Genomic DNA, 13,428 nt, shown 5'->3' on the forward strand with positions numbered 1-13,428 from the left:
CATTGAGACAGGCTGCCGAGGCGGCCTGCGTACCCACAGGGAGTGAATTGATGATGTCTTTAGTCCAGTTTATCGATGGCCAGTGGCTGGCCGGTGAAGGCAAGCCGTTCGAATCCATCGACCCGGCCAAAAACGAGGTGATCTGGCGTGGTGAGGCGGCAAGCCAGTCCCAGGTGGATGCGGCCGTCAAGGCGGCCCGCACGGCCTTCTACCATTGGTCCGATCTGGCCCTTGAAGAGCGCCTTGCCATCGTGCGCCGCTATGCCGACCTGCTCGGCGAGCACAAGGAGGCGCTGGCCCTGACCATCGCCCGTGAAACCGGCAAGCCCCTGTGGGAGACCCGCACCGAAGTGGCGGCCATGCAGGGCAAGATTGCCATCTCCATCCGTGCCCATGACGAGCGCACCGGCACGGTGGAAAACCCCATGCCGGGCGCCAAGGCGTTCGTGCGCCACAAGCCCCATGGCGTCGTGGCCGTGTTCGGCCCCTACAACTTCCCGGGCCACCTGCCCAACGGCCACATTGTGCCGGCGCTCATCGCCGGCAATGCGGTCGTGTTCAAGCCTTCCGAGCTGACCCCCATGGTGGCTGAAGCCATGGTCAAGGTGTGGCAGGAGGCGGGGCTGCCCAAGGGGGTGCTCAACCTGGTGCAGGGGGAGGTCGACACCGGCAAGGCGCTGGCCGGCAATCCGGACATCGACGGCCTCTTCTTCACCGGCTCCTCCCGTACCGGCCACTTCCTGCATCAGCAGTTTGCCGGCCAGCCGGGCAAGATCCTGGCACTGGAGATGGGTGGCAACAACCCGCTGATCGTGAAAGATGTGAGCGACATCGACGGCGCCGTTCATGCCATCGTGCAATCCGCCTTCATTACCTCCGGCCAGCGCTGCACCTGCTCGCGCCGTCTGTTTGTCGAGCGCGGCGAGCGGGGCGATGCCCTGGTCAAGCGCCTGGTGGAGGTGGTCGGCCAGATCAAGGTCGGCCTCTATGACGCCGCCGAGCAGCCGTTCATGGGCGCCATGATCAGCGAGAAGGCCGCACTCGGCATGGTCGAGGCGCAAGCCAACCTGCAGCGCCTCGGTGGCGAAAGCCTGCTTACCCTCAAGCACCTGGAAGCGGGCACCGGCTTTGTCTCCCCGGGCATCATCGACGTGACCGCGGTCAGTGCGCTGCCGGATGAAGAGTACTTCGGCCCGCTGCTGCAGCTCATTCGCTACGACGACTTCGATGTGGCCATCGAGAAGGCGAACGCCACCAGTTTCGGTCTCTCGGCCGGTCTGCTCGGTGACAACGAAGCGGACTGGAACCACTTCTTCAAGCGGATCCGTGCCGGTATCGTCAACTGGAACAAGCCCATCACCGGCGCCTCCAGTGCCGCCCCCTTCGGCGGCATCGGTGCCTCCGGCAACCACAGGGCGAGCGCCTACTACGCCGCCGACTACTGTGCTTACCCGGTCGCCTCCGTCGAAGACAGCAAGGCTGCTATGCCGGATCAGCTGTCTCCCGGTCTGACCTTCTGATAACAAGAAAATAAAAGAGGGGCACTGAACAGGTGCCCCTGTCTGTACCCGCAATCAAAGGAAAGAGAGATGCAAAAGGATATCGACACCCTGTTTGGCCATCTGTGGGACAACTACATTCAGGTCACCCCCAGTGCTCACAAGGTTCATCAACTGCTGGGCGGCGGTGCCCCCATCATCAACGATCACGTGGCGTTTCGGACCTACAACCTGCCCAAGCTCGGTCTCGAGAAACTGGCGGCCCACTTCCGTGCCCTGGGGTACGAAGAGAAGGGCGAGTATGTGTTCAAGGCCAAGAAGCTCTATGCCAAACACTTCGAGCATAAAGATCCTGATGCGCCCAAGGTGTTCATCAGCGAGCTGAAGGTGGAAGAGTTCTCCGAAGGTGCCCAGGCCATCATCCACAAGCTGGTGGATCAGGTACCCGATCACCTCACCGACACCCCGGCTTTCCTCTACGCCGGCGCGCCCTGGCAGGTCTCCCACACCGACTACCAGACCCTGCTGGCAGAGAGCGAGTATGCCGCCTGGATGGCCGCCTGGGGTTATCGTGCCAACCACTTCACCGTCAACATCAACCGCCTGAAGGACTTCGACACCATCCAGCAGGTGAATGCGGCGCTCAAGGCGGCAGGCTTCGTGCTCAACACCGTTGGCGGCGAGGTGAAGGGCGATCCCGAGGTGATGCTGGAGCAATCCTCCACCATGGCAGACAAGGCCGAGGTGCCCTTCAGCGACGGCGTGCGCACCATCCCGAGCTGCTTCTACGAGTTTGCCCTGCGCTACCCGCAGGCCGACGGCGTGCTCTACCCTGGCTTCGTCGAAGCGTCGGCCGACAAGATCTTCGAATCCACCAACGCCATGTAATGGCCGCCATGAAAACAACGCCCCGCCTGGGGCGTTTTTTTATGGATTTACGCCGATCTGACACCCTCTTTACCTCCTCTTGACCCATCAGTTCGCGGCGACTCGCTAGCATGATGCCGCCCGCTGCCGTGGGCCATCGCCGCACCGTGCCGGTGTATGCCACCCGTTTTGGAGTCATACCATGAAGATTGTTCTGCCTTTGCTGTTTTCCCTCACTACTCTGACCGCCGCAGCGGGCGATCAGGGCAGCCGTACCCCGCCCAAGCCTCCGCACGAGCTGTCGGCCGAGATGAAAGCGGCGTTTGAGAGCTGCAAGGAGCATGGCAAACCGGGGGAGTCGGAATTTGACAACTGCATGTCAGATCTGGGATTTGAGCGGCCGGACGGCCCGGCACCGGCAGGTGGGAAGGAGGGGGAGAATGAGGCCGAGTAAGCTGGTGCGGGTCCGTCGGTTAGGATGGGCCCGCACCGCTCACACCCGTTGCAGCGTCCCTTCGGTGGCCAGCAAGGTGGTCATGCCGGCGGCCTTGCCAGCCTGAATGCCTATCCGGGTGTCTTCAAACACCAGGCAGTTGGCCGGGTTGGCGCCGAGCTGCTCGGCCACTTTCAGGAAGGTGTCCGGGTGGGGCTTGTGATTGACCACATCATCGGCACTCACCAGCACGGAGATGAAGGCATCGAGCCCGGTCTGACGCAGGATGTGCGCCGCATGTTCCCGGGTTGAGCCGGTGCCTATGCCCATGGGCACCTTGCCGTGGTACTGCCTGACCAGCTCCCACATGGCGGGAAACACCCGGACGTCGTCGATCCGTGCCAGGTAGAGGGCGACCTTGCGCCGGGCAAAGGCTTCCACGTCGATGGTCATCCCGTGCCGCTCTGCCAGCATGGTCACTATCTTGCGGGTGGGGATGCCGCCGTACTCGTTGAGCTGTGCCCGATCAAACGGCAGGCCGAACTCGGTACTGGTGATTTCCCAGGCATCCAGGTGCAGAGGCATGGAGTCCACCAGGGTACCATCCATGTCGAAGATCAGGGCGTCGTACTCGTCGAATCGGGGCTGTTCACTCTGGTGATGATCGCAGGGGGATGACTGGGGCATGGGGGGCGTCCTCTTCGGCAAAGACTCACCCTAGCAGATCCAGCGCGCAGATGTCGCGACCTTCATCATGGTTGGCAGTGGTTTTGACCATCGGCTAATGATATATGAGACAATAATGTGCCTTGCACCCCCTGTGCCGATATCTCATATGAGCGAGCCTGCCTATGTCCCCCAAAACCGTCTTCTCGAGCGTGGCCCTGGTGATCGCCCTGGGCTCACTGGAAAAGAGCATCGTCACCACGCCCTTGCCCATCATAGGGGTTGAGCTGAACGCCGGTGCCGCCCTCACCTGGGTCGTGACCGCCTATCTACTGGCGGCCACTGCGGCCCTGCCCATCTATGGCAAGTTGAGCGACATGTTCGGCCGGGTACGCATGCTCAACATCGGTATCGGCCTGTTTCTGGCGGGATCCGTGGCCTGCGCCCTGGCCCAGGATCTGCCGACCCTGCTGGCCGCCCGCGTGCTGCAAGGGTTGGGGGGCGGGGGGCTGATCGCGCTCGCCTTCACCGTGATCGCCGACTGTATTCCGCCACGGGAGGTGGGCAAGTATCAGGGGTATATCTCGGCGGTCTATGCAGTCTCCAGCATCGCAGGCCCGCTGCTCGGTGGCTATTTTACCGAGCAGCTCAGCTGGCGCTGGATCTTCTGGATCAATCTGCCGCTCGGCGCTATCGCCCTCTGGCTGGTGAACCGCAATCTGGGTCACCTCAATGTGCGTCGCCACAGCCGCTTCGACTGGAAGGGAGCGGCACTGCTCATTACGGTCACCACCCTCACCCTGTTGCTGCTCTCGCCGGAAGCGGCCTTGCCCGCCGTCTGGCTCGCGGCTGCGCTGGGGGTTGCCCTGTTGCTGCTCGTCCTGGCTGAGCGGCGGGCGCACGACCCCATACTGCCAGCCCACCTGGTGCGCCTGCCGGGTTATCTGGTGAGCGTGCTGCTGGCACTGGCCTCCCAGCTGCTGATGTTCGCCGTGCTGGTCTATCTGCCGCTGCAGATGCAGTGGCAAAAGGGGATGAGTGCCAGTGACAGTGGCGGGATCATGGTGATCTTCATGGTCTGCATCACGGCAGGGGCCTTCGTCGGAGGCAAGCTCATCGGTCGTACCGGTCACTACAAGCGTTTCGTGGTGGCAGGTTTTGCCCTGGCAGCGCTGGCCCTGTGGCAGATCCACTTCGACGTCTGGGCCAGGCTGGGACTGGGGTTTGCCGGTATCGGCCTTGGTCTGGAGCTGCCGGCGCTGTCGGTGGTGGTGCAAAATGCCCTGCCGCGGGAAGATCGCGGCATCGGCATGTCCCTGTTCAACTTCGGCCGGGAGCTGGGTGGGGCGGTCGGTGTCGCCATCTGCGCTGTGTTGTTCCATGCCGCCCTGCCAGCAGGCAGCAGCCCCAATCTGGCCAGCCTGAGCCCGGCCGAACTGGCACCCGGTTTCAGCGCCACCTATATCGGCATGGCGCTGATCGCCACCGCCGCCCTGCTGGTCACCTTGCTGGCATTGAAGCGCCACGAGCTGGCCAGCAAGCACGTCTGATAGTTGCTATCGGATACAAAGAGGGCTCCCCGCGGGGAGCCCTCTTCATGGGATCAGGCAGGTGCCTTTCCTTCCGTGTCGTGGCCTTGTGCCACTCAGCCCACTCATCGGGCGTCGGGGCGGGAAGGTGACCTGACAGGCTCGGGTTGCTGGCGCTCGGCCTGAGCATCGAGTTCCTTGCCGAGGAAGTAGTTCAGGAAGGTGCGGATGACCGCGATGATGGCGAGGCGCACCAGCTCCTCCTTGCTCGGTGCCACCGTGGTGGCCAGGATGTCGGCAGCGAGCTGGAACTCCAGCGCCAGGATGAGCCAGCTGCCGAAGCAGAGGCGGATACGGGGAAAGCCGGGCTCGTGATCCCGCACTCTGGCCGCCAGCCAGAGGGTCTTGCCAAGGCCGATGACCACGCAGGCGATGGAGATGATCTCCAGCAGCAGCTGGAACAGCTCCACTCCGTGCATCATGCCCTCTTTCAGGCTCGCTATCTCGAACAATCGGGTTACCTCTCTGATTCAAAAGAGACACTTTTAACACGGCATGGGGGCCGGTTCCAACTCAGAGTCTTCTGAGCATCATGGCTATCTGGTCGATGAGCTGACGAGCGGCAGGGCTGATGGCCGCCAGTTGGAAGTAGCCATGAATGACGCCATGCTGCCGCTGGCAAGTGGCATCGACGCCAGCCTGCACCAGCTTGCCATACAGGGCTTCCCCTTCGTCGCGCAACGGATCATATTCCGCCGTGACGATATGGGTCGGCGGTAATCCTGACAGGACGGGATGGTGGAGCGGGATGGCTGGGGGGCAGGCTGCCCAGGTAGGCGTGAAAACCGCTTGCGAGCATGTCCCGGGTGATGAGGTAGTCGTCACCGAGATCGCGGTAGCTTTGGCTCTCGCAGAGGGCATCCAGCATGGGATAGAGAAGCAGCAGGGCCTTGGGCAAGGGGGCGCTGGCAGCCTTGAGCCGCAAGGTGGTGACCAGGGCGAGATGACCCCCTGCGCTGTCGCCGGCAATGGCGAGACGTGCCGGATCCCCATGCCATTTCTCCACCTCGGCCATGATGGCCCGCGTGGCGGCCAGCGCATCGTCGTGAGCCGCAGGATAGGTGTGTTCCGGGGCGAGGCGGGTGTGTACGGCGAAGATCAGGGCGCTGGCCCGGTTGCACAGCATCCGCATCTGGCGATCGTGGGTCTCGAAATCCCCGCTGACAAAACAGCCGCCGTGAAAATAGATCAGCACCGGATACGCGGGGTCCGGTTTGTCTGCGGGCCGATAGCAGCGGATGGCGTGGTGATCGGCCTGCCACTCTTCGATGGCGCCCACCTCTTCCCGCTCACCGCCCAACAGGGCAGAGGCAAGGTAGCCGTCACGGCGCGCCTGCCAGCTCAGCTGGCTCGCCTTGGGACGACCTGCGGCGATGAAGTCTGCCACCATGGCTGCGATGGTCGGTTCGAGTTGTTTTTCCATAAGACACCAATGACTGTATATAAAAACAGTCATTGTGCGCTTTTGGCCCGTGAGCGCAACCGGCGTTAGCTGAGGCAGCTCACAAAATCAGGCTTCAATCAGCACGAATTCAATCACATAGAGGGGCGGCAGTGCGGGGTAGATATCGCGGATCACATCTTTAAGCTCGGGGAGGGTCATGTTCTCCTGACGGGCGTGCTCGTCGCTCAGCGCCTCGAAGGCGACCGCCTTGACCGAGATGACTTCAATGGTGCCAAAAGGCTGGTGTTCCGGGTTGGTGAACAGGGCCAGGCGCTGGCCGGGCTGCCAGTTTGCCTCGCTCTCGTCGCGGATGGTGATGGTCTTTCGGCCAGCCTGGATGTCGGCGACAAAGCGGCTGAAGAAGGTGAATGCCGGGTAGGCCGGGGTGTGCTGGGTCATGTCGTCTCCGAAGGGCAAGGGGTGAGAGGGCGGCTCAGGCCGCGGCGGGCCCATTTTAGGAGGGGCGGGGGGAGCGTGCAGCACTTTTTACCCCGACATGTGAAGGGCGACCGACTGCGTTCACTGCTCGGTAAAATGGCCGCAACTGAACCTGGATGTGAGATGATGCGGCCTCCTCTTTCTTGATATGTAACAAATCAAGGGGACGGGCTCTGTGGTCTGATGGCGTCCGGGGCCGGCCGTGGTTGACGTTGAACAAAAGGAGCAAGTGTGAATTCCGAGTTGATCTGGGTGCTCAGCATGCTGGTGGGTGCCATTCTCCTGTTTATTACCAACAAGGTCCGCATGGACGTGGTCGCCTTGTTGATCATCATTCTGTTCGTGTTGAGCGGCACCCTGACCCTGCCGCAGGCGCTGGCAGGATTCAGCGATCCCAACGTCATTCTGATTGCCGCCCTGTTCGTGGTGGGGGAGGGGCTGGTGCGTACCGGCATCGCCTATCAGGTGGGAGATGCCCTGGTGAAGGTGGCCGGCAGCAGCGAAACCCGCATGCTGGTGCTGCTGATGGTGGCGGTGGCGACCCTGGGGGCCGTGATGAGTTCGACCGGGGTGGTGGCCATCTTCATCCCCGTGGTGCTGAGCGTGGCGAACCGGATGGGGATCCCGGCGGGCAGACTGATGATGCCGCTCGGCTTTGCCGGCCTTATCAGCGGCATGATGACGCTGGTGGCAACCCCTCCCAACATGGTGGTGAACAGTGAGCTGATGCGGCACGACATCCAGGGGTTCGGCTTTTTCGGCTTCACCCCCATGGGGGTCATCATTCTGGGGATGGGGATCCTCTATATGCTGCTGATGCGCACCTCCTTGGTGCGTGAAGGAGAGGAGGGCAAGGGCAAGCAGATGGGACGCAGCACCATGCGGGATCTCATCCGTGACTACCGGCTGGCCGGGCGAGCACGCCGACTGGCGATCCGGCCCGATTCCCCCCTGATCGGCCAGACCCTCGACGAGCTGCAATTGCGTGCCCGCTTCGGGGCCAACGTCATCGGGATGGAGCGCTGGCGCAAGTTCAGGCGGGTGATGGTCAGTGTCACCGGGGTGACCGAGTTCCAGGCCAAAGACGTGCTGCTCATCGACATGTCGGATCCCGAGGTGGATGTGCGGGAGTTTTGCAGCGAGGCGCGGCTCGAGCCCATGATATTGCGCGGGGAGTATTTCTCCGACCAGGCGCGGGAGGTGGGCATGGCGGAGGTCTCCCTCATCCCTGGCTCCCGGCTGCTCGGCAAGAGCATCCGCGAGGTGACCTTCCGTTCCCGTTACGGCCTGAGCGTGGTGGGGATCCGCCGGGATGGAGAGGCGCTGACCGGCAAGCTGGTGGACGAGGCGCTGCAGATGGGGGATACCCTGCTGGTGGTGGGGAACTGGAGCCTCATTCGTCAGTTGCAGACCCATCATCGCGATTTTCTGCTGCTGGGCCTGCCTGCGGAAGTGGACGAGATGGCGCCGGCCCGCAGCCAGGCCATTCACGCCCTGATTGCCCTCGGGGTCATGATAGTACTGATGGTGACGGATCCCGTGCCCAACGTCATCGCGGCGCTCATCGCCTGCCTGCTGATGGGCAAGTTCCGCTGCATCGATCTGGAGAGTGCCTACAAGTCCATCCACTGGCCGACCCTGATCCTCATCGTGGGCATGCTGCCCTTTGCCCTTGCATTGCAGCAGACCGGCGGGGTGGATCTCATCGTCGGCGCGCTCATCTCGGCAGTGGGGGAGATGGGCCCCAGGGTGATGCTGGCCAGCCTCTTCGCGCTCTGTGCCGTCATCGGGCTCTTCATCTCCAACACGGCGACGGCGGTGCTGATGGCGCCCATCGCGCTGGGTACGGCCCATCAAATGGGGGTGTCGCCTTATCCCTTTGCCATGACCATCGCCATCGCCGCCTCGGCAGCCTTCATGACGCCGGTCTCGTCGCCGGTCAACACCCTGGTGCTGGGCCCGGGCAACTACAAGTTCATGGACTTTGTGCGCATCGGCGTGCCCTTCACCTTGCTGGTGATGGTGGTGAGCGTCATCGCCATCCCTTGGTTCTTCCCGTTCTGACGACAGAAAATTATATGGCGGCCTGCGGGCCGCCTTTTTATTGCCCGCAGTGCTCTGCGAGATGAAAAGGGTGGACGCCGGAGCAGGGCATTGCGCCGTCATGAAGTGGCGTTGCAGGAGTGGAGAGGGGAAGAAGAGCGGCAAACGCCGGATACAAAAAAACCAGCCTGAGCTGGTCTGTTTGGTACTGCTTTCGATGGTGCGGAAGGAGAGACTCGAACTCTCACGCCTAGGGCGCCAGAACCTAAATCTGGTGCGTCTACCAATTTCGCCACTTCCGCAAGAATAATGGTGGCTATGACGGGATTCGAACCTGTGACCCCCGCATTATGAGTGCGATGCTCTAACCAACTGAGCTACATAGCCGTCTTGTGCACGACTTGCGTCGAATACAAGCAAAAATGGCTGGGGCACTAGGATTCGAACCTAGGTATGGCGAGATCAAAACCCGCTGCCTTACCGCTTGGCGATGCCCCAACAGTGTTCTTTGCAATCGGATGATTGAAGGAACGTTTTTCAAACATGGTGGCTATGACGGGATTCGAACCTGTGACCCCCGCATTATGAGTGCGATGCTCTAACCAACTGAGCTACATAGCCGTTTGTTGTCAACCACATAGGTGGAAGAGAACATAAAAATGGCTGGGGTACTAGGATTCGAACCTAGGGATGGCGAGATCAAAACCCGCTGCCTTACCGCTTGGCGATACCCCAACAGCGATGCCTGACAGAGACTATCAAGCATCATTCAAAAATGGCTGGGGTACTAGGATTCGAACCTAGGGATGGCGAGATCAAAACCCGCTGCCTTACCGCTTGGCGATACCCCAACGACGATGCCTGACAGAGACCATCAAACATCATTCAAAAAATGGCTGGGGTACTAGGATTCGAACCTAGGGATGGCGAGATCAAAACCCGCTGCCTTACCGCTTGGCGATACCCCAACTAGAGATGGTGGCTATGACGGGATTCGAACCTGTGACCCCCGCATTATGAGTGCGATGCTCTAACCAACTGAGCTACATAGCCAACCGTGCTTCCAGTGAGTCGTTGCCTCGTCACTGTGCGGCCGGAATTATGCGTATCTGGCTCTGGGGCGTCAACCCTTTTTTTGTTTGAAAAAACGAATTTGGGTGCGTTTGGCGAGTTATTGGCCGCTGTCGTGCAAAAGCCCAACAATATGGTTTTTTTTACGACATTCGCACCCAGATCGCGCCTCTGGCCAGATAAAAAAGAGGCCAGCAAATGCTGGCCTCTCATGGGGTTAGACGTTGAACAGGAAGAGTTACACGTTGAACCTAAAATCCCCATAAAAATCCAATTCTTGCGGGGCGTTGCGCAACGGATCATTCTACCGCGCACATAATATACCCCCAAAGATACCCCCATTCTACGACGATACCCCAAGACACTCGCAGCAACCCCTCAAACTGCGTGCCGGCCTGCCGTGAGCGCGGAAGCGTGCTGCTGGTCGGTGATCAGCCTCAGGGAGTAATTGTACCGCCCGCGTCACAAGTAATGGGCCGACCAAGGGATCGACTCTCGCCATTACGGTTTGCAAAGTGAACCGTGATGGCATCACGTTGCAAACCAATCGGCTTTGCCTTTGTTAAGGCAGCGGAGGCAACCCCAACTCAGCCAGATACTGATTGTGGCGCGCCTTGGCGTCTGCAATCTTGTTCTCGGCGGCAACCAAGTCGGCATGAACCGCTGCCAGGTCGATCTCTTCCTCAGCTTGCGCGGTGCTCACATAGCGCGAGATGTTCAGGTTGAAATCGTTCTTCTCGATTTCTTCCATGCTCACCCGGCGAGAGTAACGCGGCGCTTCCTTGCGGTACTGGTAGGCATCGATGATTTGGTCGATGTGCTCCGGCAAGAGCTGGTTCTGGCGTTTGCCCTTCTCATAATGCTCGGCAGCGTTGATGAACAGCACGTCGTCCGGCTTCTTGCACTTTTTCAGCACCAGGATGCACACCGGTATGCCAGTGGAGAAGAACAGGTTCGCCGGAAGGCCGATCACGGTGTCGATATGCCCATCCTTGAGCAGTTTGGTACGAATGCGAGCCTCGGCACCGCCACGGAACAGCACACCGTGGGGCAGGATGATCGCCATCACACCGTCTTGCTTGAGGAAATGGAAGCCATGTAGCAGGAAGGCAAAGTCAGCGGCGGACTTCGGTGCCAGGCCGTAATTCTTGAAGCGCACGTCTTCGCCCAGCGCCTCGCTTGGCTCCCAGCGGTAGCTGAACGGCGGGTTGGCCACCACCGCGTCGAACTTCGGCATTTTGGCCGGATTGGTCTCGCGCAACATATCCCACTCGTTGAGCAGGGTATCGCCATGGAAAATCTCGAACTCCGAGTCCTTCACCCCGTGCAGCAGCATGTTCATGCGAGCTAGGTTGTAGGTGGTGATGTTCTTTTCCTGGCCGTAAATCTTGCCAATGCCGTGCGGCCCCATCAGGCGGCGCACGTTGAGCAGCAAGGAGCCCGAGCCGCAGGCAAAGTCGAAAACGCTATCCAGATGCGAGCGCTTGCCGGTGGCTGGCTCCTGGCTGTCCAGCGTGACGATGGCCGACAGGATGTCTGAAATGCGCTGCGGCGTGTAGAACTCGCCGGCCTTTTTGCCCGAGCCTGCCGCAAACTGGCCGATCAGGTACTCGTAGGCATCACCCAGCGTGTCACTGTCAGTAGAGAACTGCCCCAGCCCCTTGGCGATCTCGGCGATGATCTTGCACAGGCGGGCATTGCGCTCGATGTAGGTCTTGCCCAGCTTGTCCGACGCCAGATTGATCTCTGAGAACAAGCCACGGAAGGTGCTGGCGAAGGACTCTTCCTCGATATACTTGAAGCCCTTCTGCAAGGTATGCAGCAGCTCGGCATCCTGCGTGCGCGCCATCTCGGCGATGTTGCCCCACAGGTATTGGGGTTCGATCACGTAATGCACCTTGCGGCGCATCTGCTTCTCGAAGTCGGGTACGTCGTCCAGATTTTCCTCGTACCACGCTTGAAGCGGCGTATTCACGCCGGTCTGCCTCAACACATCGGAAGGAAGGTCTGGATAGTCCGATCCCAGCTCCTTCTGCGCGGCGGCCTCGTAGTTGTCCGACAGATAGCGCAGGAAGAGAAAAGCCAGCATATAGTCGCGGAAGTCGTCCGCATTCATCGCGCCACGCAGTTGGTCGGCGATGGCCCAGAGGGTCTTGCCCAATTTTTGCTTTTCGGATTCGGTCATGGTGTACCTGCTGTTGCGGCCTCAGGAACTTGAGGGAACAAATCGGGATTGAAGGGGTAGCGATTCAGGAAGTCGTTCAGGATCTTCTTGAAGTAAGCCTTGTTCTCATCGAGCATCTGCTGCGGCTCATACAGCGAGTAGTTGCCGTGACTGAGGATGTTGATCAGACGCGCGTGCAAAATGCCGTCCGGATCATCATCGTCTTGCTTGATGCAGGCCGAGAAGTTCTTGTGGCCGTGGAAACTGGCCGTCTTCTCCAGAATCGTGCGCAGCATGTTGAAATGGTGCGTGAACAAACGATCTTCCTGCGCGGCCTGATAGAGTTCCGCCAAGGCCGCAACGTGGTGGAAGAAGGGCGTATCGCCCTCTTCGGGCCGCAGCAGATAGCCGCCGCTGGGCGGGTGCTTGTTGATCACATAGCGGCGCGCCTTGCCCAGCTCATTGCAGAGCACATTGAAGAACAAGGTGTGGTGCGTGGAAATTACCGTTTTGAGCCGGTTGTCCTGCCGCTTGAGCAACTGCGTCAGGTGATTGGCGACGGCAATGGCGTTGTGTTCATCCAGCGACGAGATCGGATCGTCGATATACAGGTACTTCACCCATTGGTACGCCTCGATATCGGCGTCCATCGCCAGTTCGACCACAGCCAGAAAAAAACACCAGATGAAGATATTTTCCTCGCCGCGTGACACCTTGATGTTGTCAACGTTCTGGCCATCCACCAGACGCGAAAAGCGTACCGCCCACTCTGGGCCCTCGGTGTCGATACGGAAGTCGAAATCCGCGTAACGCCGCAGTAATGGGCGGATGCGGTTGTCCATCTCCAGATCGAACAGGCCCTGGAAAAAGCGTGACTCCTTATTGAGCAGCAAGCGCCTGTCCGCATCGCCTGCCAGATCGTTGTTCCAGTGGAACAGGTCTTCAGTGAATGCGTTGAAGTACAGGGTATCGCGGGCGTCGTCCTGCTTGCCCATGTCCTTGAAGGCCATGGACAGCCGCGTCTTGCCAGTGCCGTTGTAGGCATATAGCAGGATGGTTTTTTTGTTTTCCAGCTCGCTGCGTAGATGGGTAGCCAGCGCGGCCAAATCGGCGAAGGATTGAGCCGGCTTCATGCGTCCACCTCATCCAGCGCCGGGAATAACTGCTGCATGAGACCAATTTTATGATTCTGTAGGGGCGTTGTTTCCTAAATC

The 13,428-nt window shown here is 60.3% G+C and carries 10 protein-coding genes, 8 tRNA genes and 1 pseudogene; 5 read left to right on the forward strand and 14 right to left on the reverse strand.

Annotated features, from left to right (window positions below; translation table 11 throughout):
* Positions 1 to 50: 50 nt before the first annotated feature.
* The 3 genes from astD (at position 51) to C2U37_RS13350 (ending at position 2,820) form a co-directional block, all read left to right on the forward strand.
* A complete protein-coding gene (gene astD / locus C2U37_RS13340) occupies positions 51 to 1,520 on the forward strand; it encodes a succinylglutamate-semialdehyde dehydrogenase (protein ID WP_039039588.1) in 1,470 nt (489 codons plus the stop codon).
* Positions 1,521 to 1,589: 69 nt separating this feature from the next.
* Positions 1,590 to 2,387, forward strand: a complete 798-nt coding sequence (locus C2U37_RS13345; protein WP_104452475.1) for a DUF1338 domain-containing protein — start codon at positions 1,590 to 1,592, stop codon at positions 2,385 to 2,387.
* A gap of 181 nt (positions 2,388 to 2,568) precedes the next feature.
* A complete protein-coding gene (locus C2U37_RS13350) occupies positions 2,569 to 2,820 on the forward strand; it encodes a hypothetical protein (protein ID WP_039039590.1) in 252 nt (83 codons plus the stop codon).
* Between the two features lie 39 nt (positions 2,821 to 2,859).
* Here C2U37_RS13350 and C2U37_RS13355 read toward each other — a convergent pair whose 3' ends face one another.
* On the reverse strand, positions 2,860 to 3,486 hold the full coding sequence (locus C2U37_RS13355) for an HAD family hydrolase (RefSeq protein WP_052814891.1): 627 nt from the start codon (positions 3,484 to 3,486) through the stop codon (positions 2,860 to 2,862).
* A gap of 164 nt (positions 3,487 to 3,650) precedes the next feature.
* Between C2U37_RS13355 and C2U37_RS13360 the strand changes: the two genes are divergently transcribed.
* Positions 3,651 to 5,015, forward strand: a complete 1,365-nt coding sequence (locus C2U37_RS13360; protein ID WP_104452476.1) for an MDR family MFS transporter — start codon at positions 3,651 to 3,653, stop codon at positions 5,013 to 5,015.
* Between the two features lie 104 nt (positions 5,016 to 5,119).
* Here the strand turns inward: C2U37_RS13360 and C2U37_RS13365 are convergent, their stop codons facing one another.
* The 3 genes and pseudogenes from C2U37_RS13365 to yqfB all read right to left on the reverse strand — a co-directional run bounded on the left by C2U37_RS13365 (position 5,120) and on the right by yqfB (position 6,897).
* Positions 5,120 to 5,506 (reverse strand): DUF1622 domain-containing protein, encoded by a 387-nt coding sequence (locus tag C2U37_RS13365; RefSeq protein WP_010673839.1) that lies wholly within the window; start codon positions 5,504 to 5,506, stop codon positions 5,120 to 5,122.
* A 61-nt stretch (positions 5,507 to 5,567) separates the two neighbouring features.
* Positions 5,568 to 6,510 (reverse strand): annotated as a pseudogene (locus C2U37_RS13370) (alpha/beta hydrolase).
* 54 nt (positions 6,511 to 6,564) lie between these two features.
* Entirely contained in the window at positions 6,565 to 6,897 is a 333-nt protein-coding gene (gene yqfB / locus C2U37_RS13375; protein ID WP_041215617.1) for a N(4)-acetylcytidine aminohydrolase, read from the reverse strand.
* 270 nt (positions 6,898 to 7,167) lie between these two features.
* On the opposite strand from yqfB, the gene C2U37_RS13380 reads away from it, so the two are divergent.
* Entirely contained in the window at positions 7,168 to 9,000 is a 1,833-nt protein-coding gene (locus C2U37_RS13380) for an SLC13 family permease (RefSeq protein ID WP_042878180.1), read from the forward strand.
* A gap of 197 nt (positions 9,001 to 9,197) precedes the next feature.
* On the opposite strand, the gene C2U37_RS13385 is transcribed toward C2U37_RS13380, so the two are convergent.
* The 10 genes from C2U37_RS13385 to C2U37_RS13430 form a co-directional block, all read right to left on the reverse strand.
* Positions 9,198 to 9,281: transfer RNA gene (locus C2U37_RS13385), tRNA-Leu, on the reverse strand.
* Between the two features lie 8 nt (positions 9,282 to 9,289).
* Positions 9,290 to 9,366: transfer RNA gene (locus C2U37_RS13390), tRNA-Met, on the reverse strand.
* 36 nt (positions 9,367 to 9,402) lie between these two features.
* Positions 9,403 to 9,477 (reverse strand) — tRNA-Gln (locus C2U37_RS13395).
* A gap of 46 nt (positions 9,478 to 9,523) precedes the next feature.
* Positions 9,524 to 9,600: transfer RNA gene (locus C2U37_RS13400), tRNA-Met, on the reverse strand.
* Between the two features lie 39 nt (positions 9,601 to 9,639).
* A tRNA-Gln gene (locus C2U37_RS13405) sits at positions 9,640 to 9,714 on the reverse strand.
* A gap of 41 nt (positions 9,715 to 9,755) precedes the next feature.
* Positions 9,756 to 9,830, reverse strand: a tRNA-Gln gene (locus C2U37_RS13410).
* A 42-nt stretch (positions 9,831 to 9,872) separates the two neighbouring features.
* Positions 9,873 to 9,947 (reverse strand) — tRNA-Gln (locus tag C2U37_RS13415).
* 8 nt (positions 9,948 to 9,955) lie between these two features.
* A tRNA-Met gene (locus C2U37_RS13420) sits at positions 9,956 to 10,032 on the reverse strand.
* Between the two features lie 580 nt (positions 10,033 to 10,612).
* Positions 10,613 to 12,235, reverse strand: a complete 1,623-nt coding sequence (locus C2U37_RS13425) for a type I restriction-modification system subunit M (protein ID WP_104452477.1) — start codon at positions 12,233 to 12,235, stop codon at positions 10,613 to 10,615.
* Positions 12,232 to 13,347 carry an AAA family ATPase gene (locus C2U37_RS13430; RefSeq protein ID WP_104452478.1) on the reverse strand — a complete coding sequence of 372 codons (1,116 nt, stop codon included), beginning with the start codon at positions 13,345 to 13,347 and terminating at the stop codon, positions 12,232 to 12,234. The genes C2U37_RS13425 and C2U37_RS13430 overlap by 4 nt, the downstream gene beginning before the upstream one ends.
* Positions 13,348 to 13,428: the final 81 nt, after the last annotated feature.

This window comes from Aeromonas sp. ASNIH1 (assembly GCF_002934285.1).
GTDB classification, from domain to species: domain Bacteria; phylum Pseudomonadota; class Gammaproteobacteria; order Enterobacterales; family Aeromonadaceae; genus Aeromonas; species Aeromonas caviae.